The following is a 25,185-nucleotide window of genomic DNA, read 5'->3' as shown; positions in this document are numbered from 1 at the left end:
ATTATAGCTAATTTATTTAAACCAAATATTAATAATTATTGAAATAACACTATAAAATTATATAAGATATAATATCCTATGAAAAAAAGAATAGATGATAATATAAAAGTATTAATAGTTGAGGATGATGAGATTGCAAGGGAGAATGCAGTTGAATATTTAGAAGAGTATTTTTCAAATATTTATGAATCTTCAAATGCTTTAGATGCTTTGAAAATCTATGAACTAAAAAAACCAGATATTATTATAACTGATATACAAATGCCCAAACTAAATGGCTTAGAGTTTGTAGAAAGAATACGTCAAAAAGATAAAAAGGTACAAGTGATTGTTTTAACTGCTTTTTGTGATAAAGAGTATCTTTTAAAAGCTGTTGAGTTACAACTTGTAAAATATTTGATAAAACCAATAAATGAATATGAATTAGACGCAGCAATAAAAACCTCTATTGAAACTTTGAAAAGTGATGAATCAAATATTGTGAAACTTCCAAATGGTATGGTTTTTGATTTATATAATTTGGTTTTATTAGATGGCAAAGAGATTATAAAATTACGAACAAAAGAGTTAGAGTTTTTAAAACTTCTTATAAAAAATAAAAATAGATATGTAACATATCAGGAGATTGAAAATTTTGTTTGGGATGAACAAGTTATGAGTAAAGATGCTTTAAAAACCTTAGTTAAAAATTTAAAAAATAAATTATCAAAGGATTTGATTTTGAACCTATCTGGTACAGGATATAAAATTGTACTTTGATTATATTATACTTTTTTATGGTATTACTTTTGGAATAGTTTTGATGACTATTGTTTATACTCTTATTAGATATATCTATTCAAAAGAGATATTTTATATAAGTTACTGTTTTATGCAAATCTTTTCTTTAATTTATATTGCTCAATATAGTGGATTTTGGAACATATTAAATACTTGGAAGGATTTGTCTTTAACTTTTGCAAGTCTTAGTGCACTTGTTTTTGCAATTAACTATTTTCAAGGTAAATTTATACCTGTTATGAAAAATTATAAAGAATTATTATTTAATACACTTTTGATAAATATAGTATTATTAAGCTCTTTTTACCATTATATGCTTTTTGAATACCTTCCTTATACAATTATTTATGGGATACTTTTTATCTCTATTGTATTTAATTTTAAAAATAGTTTTAAACCTACACTTATTTATGTATTTGGTTGGTCATTATTTTGTTTTATCCTTTTTATTTTTGATTTTAAAAACTATTATGAACAAAAAGGTTTTATGGATTTAGTTTTATTGGCATTTGCTATTGAAGCTATACTTTTTACAATATCTGTTTCATATAAATATAATGATTTAAAACAAGAAAAAAAAGAGTATGAAAATATGCTTTTGCAACAATCAAAATTAGCAAAATCTGGGGAGATGATAGCTAATATAACTCATCAATTTAGGCAACCCCTTAATAATCTTTCATATATTTTGATAAATCTAAAAAAGAAGTTTATAAAAAATGAGTTGGAAAAAGAGTATTTTGAAAAGAAGATTACTCAAGCAAATCAGCAAATAGAGTTTTTATCTAAAACAATTAATGATTTTAAAGAGTTTTATATCCCTTCAAAAAAAAGGGAACAGTTTCTAGTAAAAGAGGTTATCTCAAATGTACAAACAATTTTTGAAGAGGATTTAAAAAAACATAATATTCTATTAAATATAGATTTTAAAACTAATGATGATATAAAAATATTTGGAATTAAAAATGAATTAGCACAAGTTTTTTTAGCCATTTTATCAAATAGCAGAGATGTTTTAAAAAATATAGAAAAGCCAGAGATTTTAATAGAAGTATCAGCTTCTAGTGCTGAAGTTACAATCTCAATTTTGAATAATGGACCAAAAATAAATCAAAAAGATATAACAAAACTTTTTGATCCATATTTTTCTACAAAAAAAGAGGGAAGTGGTTTGGGCTTGTTTTTAAGTAAGCAGATTATTGAAGAAAGCTTTAATGGTAAAATTGAAGTTTCAAACAATAATGAGAGAGTGTGTTTCTCTCTCATTATAGAAAAAGATATTAATTAAATAAGTCATTTCTTGGATAGATAAAAGATAAATCCCAAGTTTGTTTTTTATTTATATTATTATTTGCAGAAATATCAATTTTTATATCTAAAGGGGTATCTTTTTTATCAGATAAAAATAGTCTTTTTTTAGTTTTTATTATTACAACTTTTTTTACCCTTTGTTTAGGTTTTAGAATAAAAGGTTTAAATCTTTTTATCTCAAAATCTTTTTGATTGTGTAGTGTTAAATCCATAACGACTTTTTTATCTTGCATATTAGAAAAAGTAAAAACATAGTTGTTTGAAACAGTTTTATCTTCATTTATTTTATAAAGTTGTGTTGTTTTATTTATATTTACAATAAAATCTTTTTTCTCTACTATCATAGCTGTTGCAAAGAAAATACAAATAACAATACTTGCTATGTATGCTAAATTTCTTTTTGAGAAAAGATTTGTTTTTATTTTATTGATTACACGATTAGTGCTTCCCCACTCAATTAAAGATTTTTTCCCAAGTTTACCCATTACGGTAGTACAAGCATCTGAACACTCTAGACAATTTATACATTCAACTTGTAAACCCTTTCTTATATCTATATGTGTAGGGCAAACTTTTACGCAAGCTTCACAAGTTGTGCACTCTTCATTTGAACTAAATTGTTTTACATTAAAAATAGATTTTTCTGAATTTTTATAAATATCTCCACCTCTATTTGTATTATAAACAACTTGGACAGTATTGTCATCATATAAAACAGATTGGATTCTTGAATATGGACAGGTATATGTACAAAAGTCTTCTTTCCAAAATACAATATCATAAAAAAGAAATCCCGCAAGAGTAATTATAAATAAAATCATAAAATTATGCTCATCAGGGTTTTGAATATAGTTAAAGAAATCCTCTGGTGGAATAAAATACCACATAAAATTTGATGCAGCAATTAGCGTTAATACTGCCCAAATAAGAAGGGCTATATATTTTTTGATTTGATTAGATTTTTTACTATAATCAATATCTTTTTGTTTATTTTTTAATCTTCTTAATCCTAATAGTTTAGTTTCAATTAAATCTCTAAAAACAACCCTAAAAATTGTTTGAGGACAGGCCCATCCACACCAAACTCTACCAAATATTGTAGTAATAGCAAAAATACCTATAAAAAGTATCATTAATAAAAATGGCATAACATATAGTTCATTTACATCAAATGAAAATCCTAAAAAATGAAACTTTGAGTATTCAAATGATAATAATAACATATGGTTTCCATTTATTTTTATAAATGGTAAAACAAAAATAAACAGCGTAAAAATGGCATAAGTTAGATACCTTTTTTTAGTGTAATTCATATAATCTCCTTTTTCTTTGTAAAAATATATTTTTAAAAAGTGGCACAAAAGTGTCACTCTTAAATTTTTTTATTAGTTTTTATTTATTGATTTTCTTTTACATTTTAGTTGTAAAATTAAATAATAAAGGATTTTTCATGGATGTGTCTATAATTAATTCAAATGATATTGCAGGCTTAGATAAATATATTGGTGATAATATACAAATTATCAATATAAAATTCAGGGATAATTTACACTTTATACAAATGTCTTCTGAAGATGAGGTGTTTAGAGGGTTTTCTAATAGTAGAAAGGGTGCTATTATAAATACTCTTAAAGCTATTAAAAGAGTACATTAATACTCTTTTTTTCTTTCAAAATTTAGATTTTTTTATACTCTTATGTAAATATTTATTAAACACTATTTAGCTAAAATCAAAATCAAAATTAAAGGACAAAAATGCAGCATTTGATTACCACAAGTGACTTTACAAAAGAAGAGATTCTTAAGATTTATGATGATGCTAAAATATTTTTAGATATGGAATCTAGTGAGGTTCTAAAAGGTAAAATTATTGTAAATTTATTTTTTGAAAACTCTACAAGAACAAGAGGTGCCTTTGAAATGGCTGCTAAAAGACTTGGCGCTCAAGTAATCTCTTTAGATGTTGGAACAAGTTCAACAAATAAGGGTGAGACTGTATTTGATACAGTAATGAATATTAAAGCAATGGGTCCAGATGCAATTGTAATAAGACACTCAGATTGTAATTTTCATAGAACACTAGTTGATTATGTAGATTGTCCAATTATAAATGCAGGTGCTGGAAAAACTGCCCATCCTACACAAGCATTATTGGATTTATTTACTATTAGCGAACACTTTGATGGAGAGATTGAAGGTAAGAAGGTTGCTATTGTTGGTGATGTGAAATCTTCAAGGGTTGCTGGTTCAAACAAAGAATTACTTCCAAGATTTGGTATTGATGTATGTTTTGTTGCACCAGATTGTTTTAAATATGAAGATGAAAGTTTAAAACAATACAATTTAATTGACGAAATTATTGATGAAGTTGATGTTGTTATGAGTTTAAGAACTCAACTTGAAAGACATAATGAAGTTTATTTTCAATCATTAAATGAATATGCAAAAGATTATTGTATCACAAAAGAGACTTTTGGAGAAAGAGATATTTTATTACTTCATCCAGGTCCAGTAAATAGAAATGTTGATATCTCTGATGAGATGTTAGTTGATTCTAGAAACAAAGTATTAGAACAAGTGAAAAATGGTGTTGCAGTGAGAATGGCAGTGCTTAAAAAGCTTGTATTAAAACAATAAGTTTGAATAAAAAATTAAAAGAAAAATTAAATAAATATGGCTCTTTAAAGGAGCCATTTTTTTTTGTAGTATCTTATGATTTAGGTAAGTACTATATAAACTCCTTAAAAAATTTACCCTCTACAATTAAGTTTAAAATAGATGAAGATAGTGAAGCTAATATTGATGAAAAAATAGCTTTAAAAAAACACCCAATACTTTTCAGTGAATATGAAAAAAAGTTTAATATCTTACAAGAACATATTAAAGCAGGAAACTCTTATCTTTTAAATTTAACAGCAAAAACAAAAGTTGAAACAAAATATACACTAGATGAGATATATGAAAAAGCTAAATCTAAATACAAATTAAAATTTTTTGATGAATTTGTATGCTTTTCACCAGAAAAGTTTATAGAAATAAATAAAAATAAAATTTTTACTCATCCAATGAAAGGTACTATTGATAGTAGTATTGAAAATGCAAAAGATAAGATTCTATGTGATATTAAAGAGATGGCTGAACATACTATGGTAGTAGACCTTCTAAGGAATGATCTAGGAATAGTTGCAAATAAAATTAGAGTTGATGAGTTTAGATATATAGATAAAATAAATGCAGGAGATAAAGAGTTATTACAAGTAAGTTCAAAAATTAGTGGAGAACTAAAAGATAATTGGAATGAAAATCTTGGAGATATTTTATGTTCTCTTCTTCCTGCTGGTTCTATTACAGGAACACCCAAAAAGAAAACTGTAGAGATTTTAAAAAATATTGAAGGTTATGACAGAGGTTTTTATACTGGGATATTTGGTGTTTATGATGGCGAAAATTTTAATAGTGCTGTTATGATTAGATTTATAGAAAAAGATAAAAACTCAGATTTATATTATAAAAGTGGTGGTGGGATAACTTGTGATTCAAAAGTAAATTTAGAATATGAAGAATTACTTGATAAAGTTTATTTACCTTTTTAGAAGTTTTAAATGGCACATTTTATTTGATTATTTACTAATTCTTTAATTAGTTTTTTTTGCTTTAGAGATAACTCTTTTACTGCTAGTTTTTATGTATGTTACTATTTACTGGAATAAAAGTTTCAAGTTGTCCAATTATTGAGATGGTGTTTATAACTATTCTTTCATCTTCATATGTTTTCTTTAAATCTATATTTTGATAAAAAGCATGAGAATAATTCAAATATTTTTTAAGTTGCTATTAAATATATAGGTGCCATAATTTCTTTAAGAGACTGATAGCAAAATAACAACATTTCTAGGTAGTTAAGGGAGACAATTATGCTTGAACTTGAAGAAAGTGCAGTAAAGCTAGGTTCTAATGTATCAACTAAAGAAGAAGCTATTTTTGAAGTAGGAAAGATTTTAGTTGATGGTGGTTACATACAAGAAAAATATATAGAAAGTATTTTGGGTAGAGAAGAGGTAGCCAATACTTATTTGGGAAATGGAATTTGTATTCCTCATGGATTACAAGAAAATAGAAACTTGATTTTAAAAACTGGAATTGCAGTTTTACAAGTACCTGCTGGAGTAGAGTGGAAAGAAAATGAAAAAGCTACTTTAATTGTTGCAATTGCTGCTAAAACTGATGAACATATCCAAATTTTAGCCCAACTTACAAATCTTTTATCTGATGAAAAAGAAGCAAAAAAACTATCAAAAACAAAAAATATAAATGATATTTTAAAAGCTTTAAATAGTGAAAAAAAAGAAGTAAATGAAAAAAAAGAAGAGTTTGAAACAAAAGAAACATTAACTTTCCCAGGTTATGCAGGTTTTCATGCAAGACCTGCAAGTGCTTTTGTTGATGTGGCAAATGGATATAAAAGTGAAGTTAGATTAAATTTTGAAGAAAAAAGTGCAAATGGTAAATCTATAGCTTCTATTTTAAAACTTGGACTTACAGGTGGAAGTAGTTTTTCAATTTCCACAAAAGGGGAAGATGAAAAACAAGCTTTAAAAGCTTTATGTAAAGCAGTTAGAGATGGATTAAAAGAAGGTGCAGATGAAAATATACAAAAAGCAGTTTCAAAAAGAAATTATTTAGGGAATAAACTAGAAGGGGTGCCAGCTGCTCCTGGAATGGCAATTGGTCCTGTTGTTATATTAAATGAAGATGAAATCCAGTTAAAAAAAGAGGGTCAAGATGCCCATAGTGAAAGGGAAAAACTAAGAAAAGCCTTAGAAAAAGCAATTTTTGAATTAAATCAATGGCTTCATCAAAAACATGAAAAAGTTGATAAAAAAAGGATGGATATTTTTATTGCACATTTAGGACTTTTAAAGGATCCTGAACTTCAAAATAAAGCTTTAAAGGCTATTGAAGATAATATTTCAGCTTCTTATACTTGGTGGCAAATAATCTCTAAAGAAATAGAAGAATTAAGTAGTTTAAGTGATACAAGACTTTCTCAAAGAGCAAATGATATGAAAGATATAGGGAAAAGAGTATTAAAACATCTTGATCCCCAAGCTATAAAATCTACAAAAATTCAATTAAAAATACCTTCTATTTTAGTTTCCCTTGATATGACACCTTCAGAAACTTCTCAGTTAGATAAATCAAAAGTTTTAGCTCTTGTTACAGCAAAAGGGGGAAGTACTTCACATACTGCTATTTTAGCAAGATCTATGGGAATTCCTTCAATTGCAGGAGTTGGAGAAGAAGTTTTAAATATTTCTTCAAAACAAGCTATAGCTGATGGAGATTCAGGAATATTAGTTTATGAACCACAAACAAAAGATTTAGATTTAGCTGAACAACTTCAAAAAGAAGCCCAAGGCCAAAAAGAAGCAGAATATAAAGCAAGATTTAAACCTGCTGTAACATTAGATAAACACAGAGTAGAGGTGGTTGCAAATATAGCAAATGCTGATGCTGCTTTAGAGGCTATTAATGAAGGAGCAGAAGGAGTAGGGCTAGTTAGAACTGAATTTTTGTTTTTAGAAAGAAATTCAGCTCCAAATGAAAATGAACAATTTCAAGCTTATAAGAAAATGGTTCAACATATGAATGGCTTACCTTTGATTATAAGAACTTTGGATATAGGTGGAGATAAAGAGGTACCTTATTTGAACCTGCCAAAAGAAGACAATCCTTTTTTAGGTATAAGAGGTATTAGACTTTGTTTACAAAATATAGAATTATTTAAAGAACAATTAAGAGCTATTTATCAAGCTAGTAAATATGGACCAATTAAAATAATGTTTCCTATGGTTGGTTTGCTTGAAGAGTTTAGGCAAGGAGCTAAGATAGCCGAAGAAGTAAGATTAGAGCTTGGAGTAGAACCTATTGATATAGGGATGATGATAGAAGTTCCTTCTGCTGTAATTATGGCTGAACATTTTGCAAAAGAGGTTGATTTCTTTTCCATAGGAACAAATGATTTAACTCAATATGTTTTATCTATGGATAGGGGCCATCAAGGTTTAGCAAAACAAGCAGATGCTTTACATCCTGCTGTTTTAAATATGATTAAAATGACTTGTGATGTTGCAAAAAAACATGGGAAAATGGTTGGTGTTTGTGGAAATTTAGCTGCAAATCCTTTAGCTGCAAAAATTTTAACAGGTTTAGGTGTTGATGAGTTATCTGTTACAGCAACAGCCGTTGCAAATATAAAAGAAACAATTAGAACATCAAGTTTTAAACAGTGCCAAGAATTAGCAGAAAAAGCTTTAGTTCAAGAAACAGCAGCTGCTGTTAGAGCTTTGGGAGAATAAAATGTTAGATGTTTTAACAATCACTTTAAACCCTGCAATTGACCAAACAGCAAACATTGATAATTTTCAAATTGATAAGGTTAATAGGGTTTCAAATTTTCAAAATGATCCTGGTGGAAAAGGTATAAATGTAGCTGCTTATCTTGCTGTTTCAAAACTAAAAGTTGGAGCAACAGGATTTTTAGGAGTTGATAATCCAAGTTTATTTAAAAAACTTTTTAGGGATTTAGAAATTGAAGACAAGTTTATATATGTTTCAGGTTCAACTAGAACTAATGTAAAAGTTGTTGATGAAAGTAATCAAACTGTTACAGATATAAATCAAAGTGGTTTTGAAATTGATATAAATCGTTTAGAAAAATTAGAAAAAGTATTATTTACTTCGAAACAAGCTTCTTGGTATGTTTTTTCAGGAAGTTTACCTTCTGGTTTAGGTTCAGATATTTATAAAAGATGGATAGAAAAAGCACATGAATTAGGGATAAAAGTAGCTTTAGACGCAAGTTTTGAGGCTTTAAAAGAAGCTATAAGTACTAAACCTGACTTAATAAAACCAAATCATCATGAATTAATGGAATTAGTAAATAAAGAATTATCCTCAATTGAAGAATATATTTTTGAGGCAAAAGAATTAGTAAAAAAAGGTATAGAATTGGTTTGTATCTCTTTGGGTAAAGATGGAGCTTTATTGATAAATAAAGATGAGGTTTATTATTCAAAAGGGAAAAATGTAAAAGTAAAAACTACTGTTGGTGCAGGTGATGCAATGCTTTCAGGTTTAGTTTTAGGACAAATAAAAGAGCTTAGCTTAGAAGAAAGCTTAAAAAAAGGAACAGCATTTTCTATGAATGCAGTAGAAACAGTTGGGCCTTATCTTTCAAATAAGGAGAAGATTAAGAGTTACTATGACGATATAAAGGTAAAAAAAATCACTAATTAAAATATAAAACAAAAGGGGTGAATTATGGCAAAGTTAGTAGCAATTACAGCTTGTCCGACAGGAATAGCACACACTTTCATGGCAGCATCTGCTTTAGAAAAGTTTGCACAAGATAATGGACATGAGATAAAAGTAGAAACGCAAGGTTCAGTGGGTGCAAAAAATAAATTAACACAAAGTGAAATAGAAAATGCAGATGTGGTAATTATAGCAGCTGATACACACGTGGAAATGGAAAGATTTGATGGTAAAAGATTTTTTGAAACTTCAACAGCAGAAGCTATAAAAAATACAACAGAAGTTTTACAAAATGCTTTAAGATCTACAAAAATACATTCAAATAGTGGAAAAAATCATGATGCTTCACTAAAACAAAAAGTTACTGAAATAAAAGAAGATAGAAAAACACAAACAACAGGAGCTTATAAACATCTTTTAACAGGTGTTTCTTATATGTTACCAATTGTTGTTGCTGGTGGTTTATTAATAGCACTTTCTTTTGTTTTTGGTATTGAAGCATTTAAAGAAGAAGGAACTTTAGCAGCAGCATTAATGAATATTGGTGGTGGAGCAGCTTTTCATATAATGGTAGCAGTTCTTTCTGGATATATTGCATTTTCAATTGCAGATAGACCGGGACTTGCTCCAGGTTTAATCGGAGGGATGTTAGCTTCAAATATTGAAGCAGGATTTTTAGGTGGTATTATTTCAGGGTTTTTAGCTGGATATGTGGCAAAATTAATAGTTGAAAATATAAAATTACCTGAAAATTTTGAAGGTTTAATGCCTGTATTAGTTGTTCCTTTACTTGCTACACTTGTAGTTGGTTTGGTTATGATTTATATTGTAGGGGAGCCTGTTTCTTATATTAATGAAGCTTTAAAAAACTTCTTAGAAGGGATGAGTGGTTCAAATGCAATTTTAATAGGACTCATTTTAGGTCTAATGATGGCCTTTGATATGGGGGGACCTGTTAATAAAGCAGCCTATACTGTATCTGTTGGACTTCTTGCAAACGGAGTGACTGCACCAATGGCAGCAGCAATGGCTGCAGGAATGACACCTCCATTAGGAATTTTTATTGCTACAATGATTGCTAAAAATAAATTTGATGCCGCAGAACATCAAGCAGGAAAAGCAGCTGGAGTTTTAGGTATTTGTTTTATTACAGAAGGTGCAATACCTTTTGCTGTAAAAGATCCTTTAAGAGTTATTCCATCTTTAATGTTAGGTTCGGGTTTAACGGGTGCTATGAGTATGGGATTTGGTTGTACTTTAGCCGCTCCACATGGTGGAATCTTTGTATTAGCTATTCCAAATGCAGTTACTAATTTAGGAATGTACGCTTTTTCTATTTTAGCTGGAGCTCTTGTTACAGCTATTGCTTTATCTGTATTAAAAAAACCAATCACTTCAAAATAAAGTTTTGTAGGGATAAAATCCTTACAGAACTTATTAAACTATTTTAAAATTACAAATTAATTACACCTAGGTTTTTGTAACCAAAAAGTACTTTTTATTTTTATAAAATCCTTGAAATTTTTTCAGGAGAAGATATGAAAAACAAGATTTTTATCATTGAGTATCAAAAAGGTAGTGACAAAGGCTTTGATGGCTTTAGGGCAGATACAAAACCAATATTAGATGCTATAGAAAAAGAGACTAATTATAAAACAGAGATAGTGTTTTATAAACCAAATAGAAAGTATGAACTTTTGGATTACTTAAAGGAAAGAGCAAGGGCTGTTATTTCTAGAATAAACCCTGGTAACTTAAAAGAGGTTGATGAATATTTTCAGTTTTTAAAAGCTTTGGGTAATAGTGGGGTTGAAGTTCATACCCATCCTGATGTAATGATAAACTTGGATTTCAAAGATATTCTTGCAAAACTAAAAGGAACAAGATTAGGGGATGATGAAACTTATTTTTATCATACATATACAGATTTTGTAAGAAAATTCCCAGAACACTTGAATAAACATGGAATTAGAGTATTAAAAACTAATTATGGTTCAACAGGTGAGGGTGTTTATTTAGTATCTAAGAAAGATGATGGTTCAGTTTTTTCTGTTGAAGCTGTAAACAATGAAAAATTCTATTATGACAATATTAATGAATTTTTAGAAAAGTTTGAATCAAAGTTTGAAGAAGAATCAGAAAATGCTGCTTATTTTAAAGGTAAAACAGGTTTTGTTGGGTGTAGATATTTACAAAGAATTAGTGAAGGGGAGATTAGAATTTTACTTGTAAATAATAAAGCCATATCAGTTGTTCATAAAAAGCCACAAGAAGGGGAGTTCTCTGCAACACTTTTTAGCGGAGCAAAATATAATTATGAATCTCCTAATGAGGAAAAATGGAAAGATGTGGTAGAACTAACAATGGAAGGTTTAAAAGATATAAAACCTTTTTTAAATGGACAAAACTATCCTCTTCTTTGGACTATGGATTATATTTTAGATTATGATGAGAAGGGAAAAGATAAATATATATTATCTGAGATTAATTGTTCTTGTGTAGGAATAACAACAGAACTTCAATATGCAAAAGATGTTGCAAATGTTTTTGCAAAAAAAGAGAAAAAATTAAAGAAAAAGTAGTCTAATCCTACTTTTCTCCTACTATATCTTTTTATAATTTTTTTAAGAACAAAATAAAAGTCTTTATAGGACTATAAAAAGGATAGATATGGAAAATACAGCACTAATCTTAGTAGACTTTCAAAATGATTATTTCTCAAGTTTTGAAGGTTCAAAATTCCCATTAGTAAATAGTGAAGAAGCTTCTTTAAATGCTTTAAAAATTTTAGAAAAGTTTAGAGATAAATCTATAGATATAATTCATATAAAACATGAAAACCCAAAAGTTGATGCACCTTTTTTCCAAATAGGTTCAAATGGAGCAAATATTCATAAAAATGTAGAACCTCTAGAAAGTGAACTTGTGATAACAAAAAATTATCCAAATTCATTTTTACAAACCAATTTAAAAAATTATTTGGATGAAAAAAATATTGATTCTGTAGTTATTGTGGGAGCAATGACTCATATGTGTGTAGATGCAACCCTAAGAGCTGCAAAAGATTTTGGATATAATTGTACAGTTATAAGTGATGCTTGTGCAACAAAAGATTTAGAGTTTGATGGGAAAATAGTTTCCTCTTTTGATGTTCACAAAAGTTTTATGGCTGCTTTTGAATTTGCTTATGCAAAAGTAGAAAGCACTAATGATTTTTTAAAAGGTTTTGATACTTGAAATTAAATAATTTACTTGTTTTATATGTTTTTGATAAACAATCTTCAAAAAATGAAGTTTTACCTCTTTTAGAAGAAAAGTTAAAAAAAGTATTTACAGCAAATAGTTTAAAACAAGCCCAAAGTTGTTATAGAAAATATTCTCCATGTATTATCCTTGTAGATGACTCTTTTTTGGATAATACAATGGTGAGATTTCTTCAAGAGATAAGACAAAGTGATATAAAAACAGCATTCTTAGTTTTAAGTAATAATAAAGCAAATGAATATCTTTATGAATTAATGGAACTTTATATTACAAAATATATTTTGAAACCATTTAAAATCGAACACTTACTTTTAGGTTTAAACAAGTGTCTTGAAGTTATTGAAAGTAGAATTTACAGTAATGTTGATTTAGGAAATGGTATTTTATTTAATTTTCAAACCCAAAGCCTTACAAAAGATGGGAAAGTTTTTGTATTAAATAAAAAAGAATCTATTTTAGTAAATCTTTTTATACAAAACCCAAATAGAGTAATAACTTATGAGGAGTTGGAATATCATATTTGGGATAATGAGTGTACAAATGCTGCATTGAAATCTTTAATTAGAGATTTTAGAAAAAAAACCTACAAAACAATTTTAGAAAATTTTTCGGGTATTGGATATAAATTAAATATTGAAAATTAGATCTCTTTTATATAAGAGATAAAATTAAAACTTAATAGTAAAAATAATATATAAACTCATAAAGTAAAATAATATTTACATAAATATTTTTAAATTTTAAAACTAATTCTTTATTTAATATAATTTTTATATATAAAAATATAAAATCCTAATTCTTATAATCATATTTAGTTATAAATTAGTTATTTAATTAATATTATTACTAAAGTATGGGAATATCAAAATTATTTTATAATTAATATAAAAATTAAAAGATTATAAAAATTTTATAAAAATTAATTTTGGGAGATAAAAATGGTTTTTTTAAAAACAAAAACTATAGAAGAGAAAATAAGGCTTGCTAAAACTTCAAGTGATAAAAAAATTCAAACTCAATTATCTAGGTCATATCAAATAAATGTAAGAAGAGCTCTTGCTAAAAATCAATCTTTATGTCCAGAACTAGCTAATTCATTATTATATGATCCAAGTACAAATGTTGCATTTCATGCATCAAACAATCCAAACTGTACTAAAAAAAGAGCTTTTTTAGCTGAAGACTTAGCTCATAAATGTGTAAAATGTGATGTAGATGAATTAATAATTGATTGTGATAATTGCCATCTTTAATCTATTGATGCTTTTTTAAAATATTTTTTTGTTATCATTAATAAAAATTTAGGATAATGATGGAAAAAAATATTTTTTTTGAAACTATTAAATGTGAAGATTTTGAAGTTTTTAATTTATCTTTGCATGAAAAACGTATAGCTAGAACAATTGGTTTAAATCTAAACCTTCAAGATTATATCTATCCACCTTCAAATAAACTCCTTAGATGTAAACTTATATATGACGAGAGTGGAGTTTTAAGTGTCGAATTTTTTCCTTATAAAAAAAGAGAAATTAAAACTTTTAAAATAGTAAAAGATGATAATATATCTTATTCAAAAAAATATTTAGATAGAGAAAATTTAGATAAGTTATTTAACAAAAGAGAAGGCGCTGATGAGATTATAATTGTAAAAGAGAATTTTATTACAGATACTTCAATAGCAAATATAGCAATTTTTGATGGGACAAATTGGATAACTTCTAAAAATCCTCTTCTTTTGGGTACAACTAGAGATAGGTTGATACAAGAGAATTTATTGATTGAAAAAGATATTGATATTAATATGTTAAAAGAAGCAAAAAAGATTGCACTAATGAATGCTATGATTGATTTTGATATTTTAGAAGATTATTCATTTTTATTATAAACTCTATCAAGTAATAAGTCCCATTTATTAACCTCTCCCCAATCAATTTTAACTTTTTTGAATATCTTTTTGTTCTTTAATACAAAAGAACCATTTTCATTGAAAATAACTTTTGGCTCAAGTTTTTTTCTTTTGTCAAAAGGAAGAATTTTGAAGCTTAGATTATCAAGTACTAAAGGGATAGTTTTTTTGTTTTCAAAATATAGCAATACCATATGATAATTTGTTTCTGCTTTAACTTTTACAACTGCAAGATAGAGTTTATCTTTTGGAATACCAACTTCTAAGAGTGTAAAATATTTAGCAATTGCATAATCCTCACAATCCCCTTTACCATTAATTAAAAACTCTTTTGGTGTTGCCCAATGGTCATCTACGCTATATTTTTTAGAATCGTCAATAGGAAGAATTCTATTATAAAAGCTGTTTACATAGTTTAGTTTTTTTTCTAATTCAAAATCTTTTACTTTTCTTTTTAGTTTTATATAGCTTTGAAGTCTTAAATAGATTGCTTTTTTATAATAACTATTATCTATATTTTTTATATCGTTTTTAGTTAAGATAATACTTTTTGAATTTAGTAGTAAAGTGGATATTAAAATAAGAAAAATAAACCGTTTCATAAGGTATAATACAAAAACCATAATGAACTTAGGATTAAAAATGATAAATAATATAATTGAAAATAGTGAATATAAAGATTTAGTTAGTAAACAAGTAAAAGAAACAATGGAGTTTCTAATCGAACAAGGTCAAGAATTTGCAATAACTGCAAATATTGATGCAGTAAAATTTGACCCTGAACTACCATCTTTAGTATTTGACCAATTATCTAAATTTTCACTTTTTGTATTAAGTAATTATACTTATTCTACTATAAATATTGATGACAATTATATAACTTTTGAAGCAGGTTTTGGAAGTGAAAACTTTGGTTCAATTGTAAAAGTGCCTTTATTTTCTATTTTTCAAATAATTATAGATGAATCAATTTTATATATAAATTCTGTTGCAACTGTAGATAAATTTAATAAAGATGCAAAAGAGAAATCATTTAATATATTTAAAAACAACCCTAATAACAAAAATCTGATAAAGTAGTTTTATATTGAAATACGAAAGAGAGATAAAAACAGCATTTAAAATATCTATTCCTGTTATGATGGGATACAGTGTTTTAGGTTTTGCCTTTGGTTTACTTTTAGTATCTTTTAATTACCCTTGGTTTTATGCACCAATTATGTCTTTATTTATTTATGCTGGTGCATTACAGTTTGTTGCTATCAATTTTTTTAATGTAAAAGCAGGGCTTATAGATATTGCTATTGCCTCGTGGTTTGTAAATCTAAGACAATCATTTTATGGCTTATCTTTATTAAAAAGATTTAAAAAAGCAGGTAAGTTAAAGCCGTATTTGATATTTGCATTAACTGATGAGACATACGCGTTATTAACTACTATAAAAGATGATGAGCAGTTAAAAAAGAGATGGTATTACTTCTTTTTATGTGCTTTTAATCAAAGTTATTGGTTTATTGGTTCAACACTTGGTGCAATAGTTGGTACAAATATAGATTTTGATACTGCAGGATTAGAGTTTTCTTTGACAGCTTTATTTGTAGTTTTATGTATTGAACAATATAAGAATTTAAAAAATAAAATACCATTTTTAATTGGAGCATTCACATCTATCATCGCTTTTATTTTAGTTCCAACGGATAAGATGCTTATCACCTCTATTATTTTATCTTTAATAGTATTATTTTTATTTAGGGCTAGGTTAGAAAATAATGAGTAATATTGAAATATTTTTAGCAATTGGTGTAATGACAGCAGTTAATATATTTACAAGAGCTTTCCCATTTATATTTTTTAAAAAAGCAGAATTGCCTGCATCTTTAGAGTTTATTGGAAAATATTTCCCTGCAATAATACTTACAATACTAATTTTTTATACTTTAAAAGATATTGATTTTTCTTTATACCCTTATGGAATAAAAGAGTTAGGAGCTATATTTTTTACTATAGTTTTACATCTAATTATGAAAAACTATTTAGTATCAATATTTTTAGGAACAATATTTTATATGGGATTAGTTCAATATTTATAAATAAAACTAGAAGAGCTTATTTCCCCTCTTCTAAATTCCATTGTTTGTAAACTTCCTTAATCGCGTCAATTTCTTCTCTAGAAGGTTTTCTTCTACAAGAAAGATAACCTTTAGAACCATCACAACTTTCAAATGGATATACTGTAGCATATACCCAATAATATCCTCCTGATTTTGTTGCATTTTTTACGTATCCTGTCCAAATCTCACCTTTTTGTACTGTATCCCATAAAGATTTAAAAGCCTTCTTTGGCATCTCAGGATCCCTTACTTTATTATGAGGCTCTCCTATTAACTCTTCTAGGCTATATTCTGCTATTTTACAAAAATCATCATTGGCAAATCTTATTATACCTTTTTCATCTGTCTCACTAACTAAGAATGCATATTCATCTAAAACTGTCTCTTGTCCTGCTGCCATTACTTCTCCTTAGTTAAATCTCTTATTTTTGGCATCTTGCACTAATTCATTTGCCATTGCTGATACTTCTTTTGCTATCTCTTTTACTTGATTAGCTTCATTTGCATTCTCTTGTGTTACTCTATCTAGCATTGTTATTGTATCATTGATTTGTTCTATACCTGTCATCTGTTCTTTTGATGCTACACTTACATCTTCTATGATATGGATTGTTTCACTTATATGTGTATTTAACTCTTTATATCCTTCTATCATATTATCTGATATTACTTTCCCTTCATTTGCTTTTAGGTTTGCATCTTCTACTAATTCTTTTATCTCTTTTGCTGCTTGGGCACTTCTACTTGCTAGGTTTCTTACTTCTTGTGCTACTACTGCAAAACCTTTCCCTGCTTCTCCTGCTGTTGCTGCTTCTACTGCTGCATTTAAAGAAAGTATATTTGTTTGGAAGGCTATTTGATCTATTACATTAATCGCTTCATTTATTGCTGTTACTTTTTCATTTATCTCATCCATTGATAAGGCTGTTTTTGTGGCTAAGTCTTCACCTGTTGTTACTGAATCTCTTACTGTTTTTCCTAGTGTTGCCATTTTTGTAGCATTCTCTGCGTTTCCTCTTGTTATTGAGGTGATCTCTTCTACTGCTGCTGCTGTCTCTTCTAGGCTTGCTGCTTGTTCATTCGCTTTTACTGCTAGGTTTTCCATTGAGTTTGTCATTGTTGTTGAGTTATCCTCTAACGTCTCTCCATTATGCAGGTTACTTTTTGCGTTCTCTCCTAAGGTCTCTCCTAGCTTATTTATTGAGTTCATTACTGCTAGCATGGTATCTTTATATTTTTTATCTATAGGAACTCGTGTTGTATAGTTGTGGCTTTCATAATCTTCTAGTGCCCCTTTAATCCTTTCCATATTTCCATTTAAAACATGAAGCATTTTATTTAAAGATTTTTTTAGGGTCATAATCATTGGATTTTTACTCTCTGAGTGAATATTACATCTAAAAATACCTTGTTCGATTCTATCCGCTGTTAAAACAACTTCTCCCATAACTTTCATATCATCTTTTAATTTCTTATCAAATTCATTTGCTGTATTATTAATCATTATCATCAATTCACCAATTTCATCTTTATTATGAACTTCTGATGGAGTGTATTTATTTGTTTCAAGGGTTATAAACTTCAAAAAGTTATTAAAATAATATTTAAATTCTACTATAGGTTTTTTAATCACATAGTTGAATACAAATATAATAACAAAATAAGAAAACATAATTAAAGCAATGGTTAATAAAGAGATTTTTAGAATAATACTTTTTGTTTGACTAATACTTTCTTTTTGCATTTTACTAACACTCTGCTCTACATCATCAACATATGCTCCTGTACCTATAACCCATCCAAGAGGTTTAAATAAAAAAACATGTGAAAATTTTGCTTTTTGTTTCTCTTCATTTGGTTTTGGAGCATAATATTTTATAATACCATCACCTTTTGATAAAGCAATTTTATTCATTTCTTTAAATATAAATTTTCCATTTTCATCTTTATATTTAGAAATATCCTTCCCTTCTAATTCAGGGTTTAGAGGGTGCATTATCATTTTTAAATCTAAACTGTGTATCCAGAAATAACCATTTTCCCCAAATCTTATACTTCTAATTTGTTCAAGTAGATTGTCTTTTCCCTCTTTGCCATACTTGTTGTAGTCTTTTTTTAGTATATTACTTACTATTTCAATATAACTATTTAGCTCTTTTTCTTTTTGAGAATAAGCTTTATCTTCAAATTGTTTAATTTGAATATTTGTTAAAGCCTTTGTTTCATAAAAAGAGATTAGTAAAACTAATATAGACATTGTAATAATAATACTAATGATTAAAGTAAGAATTTTAAATTTGATAGAGACTGATTTCATGCAAAATCCTATGAGTAGTTTATATATTGTATTGTAAGAAACTTAAATACTTTTTTAATAAAAATTATAAATATAAAGTTTATATATGCAAATATAATTCCCATAAGGATCTATATTTATAAAATAGTATAAAAATTATGAAAGTTAAGCAATATTATAAAAAAGCAAAAGCTTTTCTATAATTTATTTTTTAGGTGAAAATGGGAAAATTGCACTTCCCCATGTAAGTCCAGCTCCAAAAGCGTCAAAAAGGATATTGTCTCCTGCTTTTATTTTCCCCTCTTCAAAGGCATCATTCATTGCCATAGGGATAGAAGCTGCAGATGTATTACCATATTTATGTACAGTTAATACAATTTGTTCTTCTGTTAGATTTAATGAATCTCCAACAGCTTTTATTATTCTATAATTTGCTTGATGTGGTATAAAATGTTTAATATCTTCATTTGTTAAACTATTTTTTTCAAGTAATTCTTTTACATCAGAAGATAGTGTCTTAACTGCAAGTTTGAATGTTTCATTACCTTTCATTCTTATACAAGCCATTTTATTATCTAAAACTTCTTGAGAACAAGGATTTTTACTTCCCCCACCAGGAGTTTTTATAAGGTCATCATAATTACCATCACTAGAACAATTAACATCAATAATAGCTTCCTCTTTATTTTCAGTAGCTGATATTATTGCTGCACCTGCACCATCACCAAATATAAAACAAGTTGCTCTATCTGTATAATCTAAAATAGAACTATATTTTTCAGCTCCAATAATTAGAACATTTTTTTTCATTCCAGATTCAATAAAAGCTTTTGCTATTGATGTTGCGTAAACAAAACCTGTACACGCAGCACTTACATCAAATGCTTGTACCGGTGGTAGTTCAAGTTTTGAAGCTATTAAACATGCTGTTGAAGGCATACATAGGTAATCAGGAGTAACTGTAGCACAGATTACTAAATCTATATCTTCTTTAGCAATACCCGCTCTTTCTATCGCTTGTTTTGCTGCTCTTGCTCCTAAATCTGATGAAGCTTCATTATCTTCAGCTAGTCTTCTTTCTTTTATACCAGTTCTTTTAGTAATCCATTCATCTGAGGTATCAATAATTTTTTCAAAATCAAAGTTTGTCATAATTTTAGGAGGAATGTAAGCTCCAATTGATCTAAATGCTGCATATGCCATTAAAATTCCTTAAAAAACAAAAGTTTTATGAACTATATTTTTCTAATCTCTCTTCAATATCATTATTTAAATTTGAGCTTGCACTATTTATTGCTTGAAAAATAGCGTTTTGAATAGCTTTTGGATTAGATTTTCCATGTGCTATAATTACAGGAGCTTTTACACCTAAAAGTGGTGCTCCGCCATATTCAGCATAGTCAACTCTAACTTTTAAGTTTTTAAATACTTTTCTCATTAATACTGCACCAGTAATTGAGATAAGAGATCTTTTTAAATTTTTCTTAATAATTTTACCAATTGTATCTGCTACACCTTCAGCAGTTTTTAGTAAAATATTACCAATAAATCCATCACAAACAACAACATCAACTGTTCCTTTGAATACGTCACTTCCTTCAACATTTCCTGCGAAGTTTGGTACTTTTGATATTAGTTTAAATGCTTCTTTTGTAACTTCATTTCCTTTACTCTCTTCTTCACCATTACTTAATAGACCAATAAGTGGATCATCAAGTTGTAATACATCTTCTGCATAAACTTGTCCCATTACTGCAAATTCATAAAGATTTTTTGCTTCACAATCTACATTAGCACCAACATCTAATACAAGTGTATTTTGATTTTCACTAGTTGGCATAAGAGTTGCAATTGCAGGTCTACTAACACCTTTGATTCTTCCTATTCTTAATGTTGCTAAAGACATAGAAGCTCCAGAATGACCAGCTGATACTACTGCATCTGCTTCTTCATTTTTTACTAGCTCAATTGCTTTATAAATTGTTGATTCTTTTCTTTTAAGTGCATCTGTTGCAGTGTCTGACATACTAATTACATCTTCTGTATGAAGTATTTCAATTCTATTTGCAAGATAGTTTGGAATTAAAGGTTTTATTTGCTTTTCATCTCCTACTGCAATTGCAGTAAAAGTATTATTATTTCTAAGGGCTAAAACTAAACCCTCTATAATAGGTTCGGGACCAAAGTCCCCACCCATTGCGTCAATAGCTATTTTTAGCATTAGCTTTTATATTCACCAGTATTTGGGTTAACCATATGAGGCATTTTCCAACTACCATCACTATCTTTTACCGGTCTTTTTAAAGTAATTTTATAGTGAGTTCTTCTTTTAGCTGCTCTAGTATGAGATACTCTTCTCTTAGGTACTGCCATTTTTCTCTCCTTATTTAGTATTCTTTTTCAACAAAGTCTGAATTCTCACATTCAGAACAAATGTAATAATCGCTTTGGATAGATGAAATTTCACTTTCGATAATTTCATCAAAATTTATCAGGCTATCTTCTATCTCTATTATTAAGTCATCTTCTTCAGAACTTGACTTATATATACCATCACTTAAAATAAAATTTATATCTTCATCTAAAGTTACAGTTTCATCTTGTCCACATCTTGCACAAGTAATAGAAGTTATTCCTGTTAGTTTACCATCAATTTTAACTAAAGATGGCGACATTTTACAAAAAGTACCTTCAATTTTTACTGAATTGAATTCAGCGCTAAACTCTTTTGGAGTCTGAGGGACTTTTCTAAACTCGATTTTCATTGGGTAATTTAGAAGTTCTTAGCAGATTTCTCTATCTGAAAAGAAAAACTTAATTTCGATTGCTGCATTCTCTAAAGAGTCAGAACCATGAACTGCATTAGCGTCAATAGATTCAGCAAAATCAGCTCTGATTGTACCAGCAGCTGCTTCTTTAGGGTTAGTTGCACCCATTAATTCTCTATTTTTAGCCATTGCATTTTCACCTTCAAGTACTGAAACTACAACTGGTCCAGAAATCATGAAATCAACTAATTCACCGAAGAAAGGTCTTTCTGCATGTACTGCATAAAAAGCTTCTGCATCAGCTTTAGATAATTGAATTTTTTTAGTAGCTGCTATTCTTAATCCATTTGACTCAAATCTGTCTAAGATTTTACCTACAACATTCTTTGCAACTGCATCAGGTTTGATGATTGATAATGTTTGTTCCATATGATCATTTCCTCATTTAATTTTTAAGCCGCGGATTATACCTAAAAAAATAAAAAAAGGCAAGTAGTTTGAAAAATACTACTTGCCTTTTGTAAATATTTAATTTATTTATTATTAGTCTTCTACTACAGGTTGCCCGTCAACTGCACCTTCAGTTGTTGGATTATCCCATACAATACAACCCTCAGTAGGACATGCATCTGCACATGCTGGTGCATCATTGTCTCCAACACACTCTGTACATGTTTCTGCATTTACATAATAAATATCTTCACCTGTTGGGTTTTCATCATTATCAACGATTGACTCAGTTGGACATTCATCTAAACATGCGTCACAGTTGATACAAATATCAGTAATCTTTACTGCCATTTTGACTCCTTGTAAAATTTAATAAACTTTAGCACATTAAAAATTAATTAAACTTTAAATTCTATGATTATAAGTTAAGTTAATATTTATCTTTATCAAAAATTAACATTTTTAGTATTATTAAAGTTTACACTACTCTATTATTGGATAATTTTTTTCCAAAAATAAAACATATCTTAAATTTTAAAACTTAATATTAAATGGTCTTTTTTATTTAAAAATTTTATACTATAATTGCATTTACAAAATTAATTTTAATAAAAGGAAATTACATGTTAGTAACAAAAAAAGCTCCAGATTTTACAGCAACAGCTGTACTTGCAGATGGTCAAATCGTTGAAGATTTTAATTTATATGATAATATTGGTGAAAAAGGTGCGGTATTATTTTTCTATCCACTAGACTTTACTTTCGTTTGTCCATCAGAAATCATTGCATTCTCAAAAAGAATTGAAGAGTTTGAATCAAGAGGAATTTCTGTAATTGGTTGTTCAGTAGATTCTCAATTCTCTCACTTTGCGTGGAGAGAAACTGCAGTTGAAAATGGTGGAATTGGAAGAGTTAAATTCCCATTAGTTGCAGACCTTTCTAAACAAATTTCTAGAGACTATGATGTATTATTTGGTGATTCTGTAGCTTTAAGAGGTTCTTTCCTAATTGATAAAGATGGTACAATAAGACATGCAGTAATCAATGATTTACCACTTGGAAGAAATATTGATGAAATGATTAGAATGGTAGATACTATGTTATTTACTAATGAGCATGGTGAAGTTTGTCCTGCAGGATGGAACAAAGGTGATGAAGGTATGAAAGATACAACTGAAGGTGTAGCTGAATACTTAAGCAAACATGAGGGTGATTTATAATAATTACTTATTATTAAACAATATAAAGGTGTCTATTTTTTAGGCACCTTTTTTATTCTCTATTCATTTTATTGACAAATTTAAAAATAAAGACTAAAATTACACCACTTAAAAAATACTAAACGAAACTACAAAATTTAAACCACAATTAGTATATAAAATCTATAAAGGCAAAACAATCTTATGGAAGAGTCAAAAACTCAAACTAAAAAAACTACAAGAGCCTCTAACGGCAATGGGAAAAAAACTAGAACTCATGTACCTGTAGAAGGTTATAAAATTGAACAATTAAGACAATTACCACTTGAAGAACTTTTAAAAATAGCGAAAGATTTGGAAGTTGAAAATCCACAAGAGCTAAAAAGACAAGACTTAATGTTTAATATCTTAAAGTCACAAATTGACCAAGGCGGATTTATTCTTTTCACTGGAATATTAGAGATAAAAGATGGTGGATTTGGTTTCTTAAGAGCAATAGATGGAAACTTTTCTGATACTTCAAATGATTCTTATGTATCTGCAACACAAATTAGAAAGTTCGCTTTAAGAACTGGGGATATTGTTACTGGACAAGTAAGACCACCAAATAAAGATAGTGAAAAATATAATGCTTTACTTAAAATTGAAGCTATTAATTATCTACCTATAAATGAATCAAAAAACAGACCTCTATTTGACAACTTAACACCTCTTTATTCAACTGAAAGATTCTCATTTGAATATGATCAAACTAGAATGACAGGTAGAATGTTAGATCTATTTGCTCCAATGGGTAAAGGACAAAGGGGTTTAATAGTGGCACCTCCAAAAACAGGTAAAACTGAACTTTTAAAAGAGTTAGCTCATGGTATTACTAGAAATCATCCTGAAACACATTTAATGGTTTTATTAATTGATGAAAGACCTGAAGAGGTTACAGATATGCAAAGAAGTGTTAAGGGTGAAGTTTATTCATCTACATTTGACCTTCCTGCACATAACCATGTTAGAGTTGCAGAGATTGTTATTGAAAAAGCAAAAAGACTTGTTGAGATGAAAAAAGATGTAGTAATTTTACTTGATTCAATAACAAGATTAGCTAGAGCATATAATACAGTAACACCAAGTTCTGGAAAAGTACTTTCAGGTGGGGTTGATGCAAATGCATTACACAAGCCAAAAAGATTTTTTGGTGCTGCAAGAAATATAGAAGAGGGTGGTTCTTTAACTATTATCTCAACTGCACTTATAGAAACTGGTTCAAAAATGGATGAAGTTATTTTTGAAGAGTTTAAAGGTACAGGTAACTCAGAAGTTGTATTATCTAGAAATGCAGCAAATAGAAGAGTTTATCCTGCACTTGATATTATTAAATCTGGTACTAGAAAAGAGGAATTATTACTTACTCCTGAAATATTACAAAAAACTTGGATACTTAGAAATGCAATTGGTTCAATGGATGAAGTTGAAGCACTTAAATTTTTATATTCAAAAATGCAAAAGACAAAAAACAACGAAGAGTTTTTTGCAGGAATGAATGAGTAAAAAAGTTATTCTTTTTTACTCATTATTAAAATTAATCTCTTACAAAAGCACTTACTATTCCACTTACAATCGTAAAAGCAATAAGACCACATACAACAAAAATAGCTATTTCTGTAATAAACATGACATATCCTTATAATAATTTGTTTAGCATATAAAGTATAAGAAACTATTTCTAAATCTATTTTTAAGTAAATTAGTTAATTAATTGCCCATTTAAGATAAATTGTATATTTTT

The 25,185-nt window shown here is 28.0% G+C and carries 29 protein-coding genes; 18 read left to right on the top strand and 11 right to left on the bottom strand.

Features of this window, described 5'->3' with window-relative positions; all coding sequences use genetic code 11:
* The first annotated feature begins 78 nt into the window (after nt 1-78).
* Nucleotides 79-759, top strand: coding sequence for a response regulator (locus ACKU4C_RS12570; protein WP_321312519.1), 681 nt, complete (start codon nt 79-81; stop codon nt 757-759).
* On the top strand, nt 749-2,068 hold the full coding sequence (locus ACKU4C_RS12565; protein ID WP_321312517.1) for a HAMP domain-containing sensor histidine kinase: 1,320 nt from the start codon (nt 749-751) through the stop codon (nt 2,066-2,068). Before ACKU4C_RS12570 ends, ACKU4C_RS12565 begins: the two co-directional genes overlap by 11 nt.
* Here the strand turns inward: ACKU4C_RS12565 and ccoG are convergent.
* Nucleotides 2,061-3,404 (bottom strand): cytochrome c oxidase accessory protein CcoG, encoded by a 1,344-nt coding sequence (gene ccoG, locus ACKU4C_RS12560; protein ID WP_321312515.1) that lies wholly within the window; start codon nt 3,402-3,404, stop codon nt 2,061-2,063. The genes ACKU4C_RS12565 and ccoG overlap by 8 nt on opposite strands.
* Nucleotides 3,405-3,541: 137 nt before the next feature.
* Here ccoG and ACKU4C_RS12555 point away from each other — a divergent pair, with 137 nt between their 5' ends.
* The 3 genes from ACKU4C_RS12555 (at nt 3,542) to ACKU4C_RS12545 (ending at nt 5,684) form a co-directional block, all read left to right on the top strand.
* Nucleotides 3,542-3,745: a hypothetical protein gene (locus ACKU4C_RS12555; RefSeq protein ID WP_321312514.1), complete on the top strand. Its 204-nt coding sequence runs from the start codon at nt 3,542-3,544 to the stop codon at nt 3,743-3,745.
* Between the two features lie 101 nt (nt 3,746-3,846).
* Nucleotides 3,847-4,728, top strand: coding sequence for an aspartate carbamoyltransferase catalytic subunit (locus ACKU4C_RS12550; RefSeq protein WP_321312512.1), 882 nt, complete (start codon nt 3,847-3,849; stop codon nt 4,726-4,728).
* A gap of 2 nt (nt 4,729-4,730) precedes the next feature.
* Nucleotides 4,731-5,684 carry an aminodeoxychorismate synthase component I gene (locus ACKU4C_RS12545; RefSeq protein ID WP_321312510.1) on the top strand — a complete coding sequence of 318 codons (954 nt, stop codon included), beginning with the start codon at nt 4,731-4,733 and terminating at the stop codon, nt 5,682-5,684.
* A gap of 82 nt (nt 5,685-5,766) precedes the next feature.
* Here ACKU4C_RS12545 and ACKU4C_RS12540 read toward each other — a convergent pair whose 3' ends face one another.
* Nucleotides 5,767-5,907, bottom strand: coding sequence for a hypothetical protein (locus tag ACKU4C_RS12540; protein WP_321312509.1), 141 nt, complete (start codon nt 5,905-5,907; stop codon nt 5,767-5,769).
* A gap of 98 nt (nt 5,908-6,005) precedes the next feature.
* Between ACKU4C_RS12540 and ptsP the strand changes: the two genes are divergently transcribed.
* The 8 genes from ptsP (at nt 6,006) to ACKU4C_RS12500 (ending at nt 14,557) form a co-directional block, all read left to right on the top strand.
* The gene (gene ptsP, locus ACKU4C_RS12535; RefSeq protein WP_321312507.1) at nt 6,006-8,450 is read left to right on the top strand and encodes a phosphoenolpyruvate--protein phosphotransferase; all 2,445 of its coding nucleotides are present in this window, start codon (nt 6,006-6,008) and stop codon (nt 8,448-8,450) included.
* Nucleotide 8,451: 1 nt separating this feature from the next.
* Entirely contained in the window at nt 8,452-9,390 is a 939-nt protein-coding gene (pfkB, locus tag ACKU4C_RS12530) for a 1-phosphofructokinase (RefSeq protein ID WP_321312505.1), read from the top strand.
* A 24-nt stretch (nt 9,391-9,414) separates the two neighbouring features.
* The gene (locus tag ACKU4C_RS12525) at nt 9,415-10,812 is read left to right on the top strand and encodes a fructose-specific PTS transporter subunit EIIC (RefSeq protein ID WP_321312503.1); all 1,398 of its coding nucleotides are present in this window, start codon (nt 9,415-9,417) and stop codon (nt 10,810-10,812) included.
* A 134-nt stretch (nt 10,813-10,946) separates the two neighbouring features.
* Entirely contained in the window at nt 10,947-11,990 is a 1,044-nt protein-coding gene (locus ACKU4C_RS12520) for a Cj0069 family protein (RefSeq protein WP_321312501.1), read from the top strand.
* A gap of 88 nt (nt 11,991-12,078) precedes the next feature.
* Entirely contained in the window at nt 12,079-12,645 is a 567-nt protein-coding gene (locus tag ACKU4C_RS12515) for a cysteine hydrolase family protein (protein WP_321312499.1), read from the top strand.
* Nucleotides 12,642-13,316 carry a winged helix-turn-helix domain-containing protein gene (locus ACKU4C_RS12510; protein WP_321312498.1) on the top strand — a complete coding sequence of 225 codons (675 nt, stop codon included), beginning with the start codon at nt 12,642-12,644 and terminating at the stop codon, nt 13,314-13,316. The genes ACKU4C_RS12515 and ACKU4C_RS12510 overlap by 4 nt, the downstream gene beginning before the upstream one ends.
* A 294-nt stretch (nt 13,317-13,610) precedes the next feature.
* Nucleotides 13,611-13,925: a hypothetical protein gene (locus ACKU4C_RS12505; protein ID WP_321312497.1), complete on the top strand. Its 315-nt coding sequence runs from the start codon at nt 13,611-13,613 to the stop codon at nt 13,923-13,925.
* Nucleotides 13,926-13,984: 59 nt separating this feature from the next.
* Nucleotides 13,985-14,557 carry an aminotransferase class IV family protein gene (locus tag ACKU4C_RS12500; RefSeq protein ID WP_321312495.1) on the top strand — a complete coding sequence of 191 codons (573 nt, stop codon included), beginning with the start codon at nt 13,985-13,987 and terminating at the stop codon, nt 14,555-14,557.
* On the opposite strand, the gene ACKU4C_RS12495 is transcribed toward ACKU4C_RS12500, so the two are convergent.
* Complete coding sequence (locus tag ACKU4C_RS12495) at nt 14,539-15,180, bottom strand: transglutaminase-like cysteine peptidase (protein WP_321312493.1); 642 nt, start codon at nt 15,178-15,180, stop codon at nt 14,539-14,541. The two genes, ACKU4C_RS12500 and ACKU4C_RS12495, sit on opposite strands and share 19 nt — an antisense overlap.
* 40 nt (nt 15,181-15,220) lie before the next feature.
* Between ACKU4C_RS12495 and ACKU4C_RS12490 the strand changes: the two genes are divergently transcribed.
* From ACKU4C_RS12490 to ACKU4C_RS12480, 3 genes are read left to right on the top strand one after another with little or no spacing between them, the layout of a single operon-like run.
* Nucleotides 15,221-15,658, top strand: coding sequence for a hypothetical protein (locus ACKU4C_RS12490; protein ID WP_321312491.1), 438 nt, complete (start codon nt 15,221-15,223; stop codon nt 15,656-15,658).
* Nucleotides 15,659-15,665: 7 nt separating this feature from the next.
* Nucleotides 15,666-16,355, top strand: a complete 690-nt coding sequence (locus tag ACKU4C_RS12485; RefSeq protein ID WP_321312490.1) for an AzlC family ABC transporter permease — start codon at nt 15,666-15,668, stop codon at nt 16,353-16,355.
* On the top strand, nt 16,348-16,668 hold the full coding sequence (locus tag ACKU4C_RS12480; protein WP_321312487.1) for an AzlD domain-containing protein: 321 nt from the start codon (nt 16,348-16,350) through the stop codon (nt 16,666-16,668). Before ACKU4C_RS12485 ends, ACKU4C_RS12480 begins: the two co-directional genes overlap by 8 nt.
* Nucleotides 16,669-16,684: 16 nt before the next feature.
* On the opposite strand, the gene ACKU4C_RS12475 is transcribed toward ACKU4C_RS12480, so the two are convergent.
* The 8 genes from ACKU4C_RS12475 to ACKU4C_RS12440 form a co-directional block, all read right to left on the bottom strand.
* On the bottom strand, nt 16,685-17,089 hold the full coding sequence (locus ACKU4C_RS12475; protein ID WP_321312484.1) for a PAS domain-containing protein: 405 nt from the start codon (nt 17,087-17,089) through the stop codon (nt 16,685-16,687).
* A gap of 9 nt (nt 17,090-17,098) precedes the next feature.
* Nucleotides 17,099-19,006, bottom strand: a complete 1,908-nt coding sequence (locus tag ACKU4C_RS12470) for a methyl-accepting chemotaxis protein (RefSeq protein ID WP_321312482.1) — start codon at nt 19,004-19,006, stop codon at nt 17,099-17,101.
* Between the two features lie 183 nt (nt 19,007-19,189).
* Nucleotides 19,190-20,188 carry a beta-ketoacyl-ACP synthase III gene (locus ACKU4C_RS12465; protein WP_321312480.1) on the bottom strand — a complete coding sequence of 333 codons (999 nt, stop codon included), beginning with the start codon at nt 20,186-20,188 and terminating at the stop codon, nt 19,190-19,192.
* A gap of 25 nt (nt 20,189-20,213) precedes the next feature.
* Nucleotides 20,214-21,206: a phosphate acyltransferase PlsX gene (gene plsX / locus ACKU4C_RS12460; RefSeq protein ID WP_321312478.1), complete on the bottom strand. Its 993-nt coding sequence runs from the start codon at nt 21,204-21,206 to the stop codon at nt 20,214-20,216.
* Nucleotides 21,206-21,358, bottom strand: a complete 153-nt coding sequence (gene rpmF / locus ACKU4C_RS12455) for a 50S ribosomal protein L32 (RefSeq protein ID WP_130234204.1) — start codon at nt 21,356-21,358, stop codon at nt 21,206-21,208. The genes plsX and rpmF overlap by 1 nt, the downstream gene beginning before the upstream one ends.
* A gap of 14 nt (nt 21,359-21,372) precedes the next feature.
* Complete coding sequence (locus tag ACKU4C_RS12450) at nt 21,373-21,750, bottom strand: hypothetical protein (protein WP_321312475.1); 378 nt, start codon at nt 21,748-21,750, stop codon at nt 21,373-21,375.
* A gap of 18 nt (nt 21,751-21,768) precedes the next feature.
* The gene (gene ndk, locus ACKU4C_RS12445; protein ID WP_321312473.1) at nt 21,769-22,182 is read right to left on the bottom strand and encodes a nucleoside-diphosphate kinase; all 414 of its coding nucleotides are present in this window, start codon (nt 22,180-22,182) and stop codon (nt 21,769-21,771) included.
* A 114-nt stretch (nt 22,183-22,296) separates the two neighbouring features.
* On the bottom strand, nt 22,297-22,554 hold the full coding sequence (locus tag ACKU4C_RS12440) for a 4Fe-4S dicluster domain-containing protein (RefSeq protein ID WP_321312471.1): 258 nt from the start codon (nt 22,552-22,554) through the stop codon (nt 22,297-22,299).
* Nucleotides 22,555-22,826: 272 nt separating this feature from the next.
* On the opposite strand from ACKU4C_RS12440, the gene ACKU4C_RS12435 reads away from it, so the two are divergent.
* Both ACKU4C_RS12435 and rho read left to right on the top strand, forming a co-directional pair.
* Entirely contained in the window at nt 22,827-23,423 is a 597-nt protein-coding gene (locus ACKU4C_RS12435) for a peroxiredoxin (RefSeq protein ID WP_321312469.1), read from the top strand.
* A 183-nt stretch (nt 23,424-23,606) separates the two neighbouring features.
* Nucleotides 23,607-24,947, top strand: a complete 1,341-nt coding sequence (rho, locus tag ACKU4C_RS12430; RefSeq protein WP_321312467.1) for a transcription termination factor Rho — start codon at nt 23,607-23,609, stop codon at nt 24,945-24,947.
* Nucleotides 24,948-25,185: the final 238 nt, after the last annotated feature.

Origin of the sequence: Halarcobacter sp. (assembly GCF_963676935.1) — a bacterium.
GTDB lineage: Bacteria > Campylobacterota > Campylobacteria > Campylobacterales > Arcobacteraceae > Halarcobacter.
The sequence above is the reverse complement of the archived record's forward strand: the minus strand, read 5'-3'. Positions and strand labels throughout refer to the sequence as shown.

Excerpts from the sequence above, each read along its gene's own strand:
- ACKU4C_RS12570 (WP_321312519.1), top strand. The coding sequence starts at position 79 with ATGAAAAAAAGAATAGATGATAATATAAAAGTATTAATAGTTGAGGAT.
- ccoG (WP_321312515.1), bottom strand. The coding sequence starts at position 3,404 with ATGAATTACACTAAAAAAAGGTATCTAACTTATGCCATTTTTACGCTG.
- ACKU4C_RS12555 (WP_321312514.1), top strand. The coding sequence starts at position 3,542 with ATGGATGTGTCTATAATTAATTCAAATGATATTGCAGGCTTAGATAAA.
- ACKU4C_RS12550 (WP_321312512.1), top strand. The coding sequence starts at position 3,847 with ATGCAGCATTTGATTACCACAAGTGACTTTACAAAAGAAGAGATTCTT.
- ptsP (WP_321312507.1), top strand. The coding sequence starts at position 6,006 with ATGCTTGAACTTGAAGAAAGTGCAGTAAAGCTAGGTTCTAATGTATCA.
- pfkB (WP_321312505.1), top strand. The coding sequence starts at position 8,452 with ATGTTAGATGTTTTAACAATCACTTTAAACCCTGCAATTGACCAAACA.
- ACKU4C_RS12525 (WP_321312503.1), top strand. The coding sequence starts at position 9,415 with ATGGCAAAGTTAGTAGCAATTACAGCTTGTCCGACAGGAATAGCACAC.
- ACKU4C_RS12520 (WP_321312501.1), top strand. The coding sequence starts at position 10,947 with ATGAAAAACAAGATTTTTATCATTGAGTATCAAAAAGGTAGTGACAAA.
- ACKU4C_RS12515 (WP_321312499.1), top strand. The coding sequence starts at position 12,079 with ATGGAAAATACAGCACTAATCTTAGTAGACTTTCAAAATGATTATTTC.
- ACKU4C_RS12505 (WP_321312497.1), top strand. The coding sequence starts at position 13,611 with ATGGTTTTTTTAAAAACAAAAACTATAGAAGAGAAAATAAGGCTTGCT.
- ACKU4C_RS12500 (WP_321312495.1), top strand. The coding sequence starts at position 13,985 with ATGGAAAAAAATATTTTTTTTGAAACTATTAAATGTGAAGATTTTGAA.
- ACKU4C_RS12495 (WP_321312493.1), bottom strand. The coding sequence starts at position 15,180 with ATGAAACGGTTTATTTTTCTTATTTTAATATCCACTTTACTACTAAAT.
- ACKU4C_RS12490 (WP_321312491.1), top strand. The coding sequence starts at position 15,221 with ATGATAAATAATATAATTGAAAATAGTGAATATAAAGATTTAGTTAGT.
- ACKU4C_RS12480 (WP_321312487.1), top strand. The coding sequence starts at position 16,348 with ATGAGTAATATTGAAATATTTTTAGCAATTGGTGTAATGACAGCAGTT.
- ACKU4C_RS12475 (WP_321312484.1), bottom strand. The coding sequence starts at position 17,089 with ATGGCAGCAGGACAAGAGACAGTTTTAGATGAATATGCATTCTTAGTT.
- ACKU4C_RS12470 (WP_321312482.1), bottom strand. The coding sequence starts at position 19,006 with ATGAAATCAGTCTCTATCAAATTTAAAATTCTTACTTTAATCATTAGT.
- ACKU4C_RS12465 (WP_321312480.1), bottom strand. The coding sequence starts at position 20,188 with ATGGCATATGCAGCATTTAGATCAATTGGAGCTTACATTCCTCCTAAA.
- plsX (WP_321312478.1), bottom strand. The coding sequence starts at position 21,206 with ATGCTAAAAATAGCTATTGACGCAATGGGTGGGGACTTTGGTCCCGAA.
- rpmF (WP_130234204.1), bottom strand. The coding sequence starts at position 21,358 with ATGGCAGTACCTAAGAGAAGAGTATCTCATACTAGAGCAGCTAAAAGA.
- ACKU4C_RS12450 (WP_321312475.1), bottom strand. The coding sequence starts at position 21,750 with ATGAAAATCGAGTTTAGAAAAGTCCCTCAGACTCCAAAAGAGTTTAGC.
- ndk (WP_321312473.1), bottom strand. The coding sequence starts at position 22,182 with ATGGAACAAACATTATCAATCATCAAACCTGATGCAGTTGCAAAGAAT.
- ACKU4C_RS12440 (WP_321312471.1), bottom strand. The coding sequence starts at position 22,554 with ATGGCAGTAAAGATTACTGATATTTGTATCAACTGTGACGCATGTTTA.
- ACKU4C_RS12435 (WP_321312469.1), top strand. The coding sequence starts at position 22,827 with ATGTTAGTAACAAAAAAAGCTCCAGATTTTACAGCAACAGCTGTACTT.
- rho (WP_321312467.1), top strand. The coding sequence starts at position 23,607 with ATGGAAGAGTCAAAAACTCAAACTAAAAAAACTACAAGAGCCTCTAAC.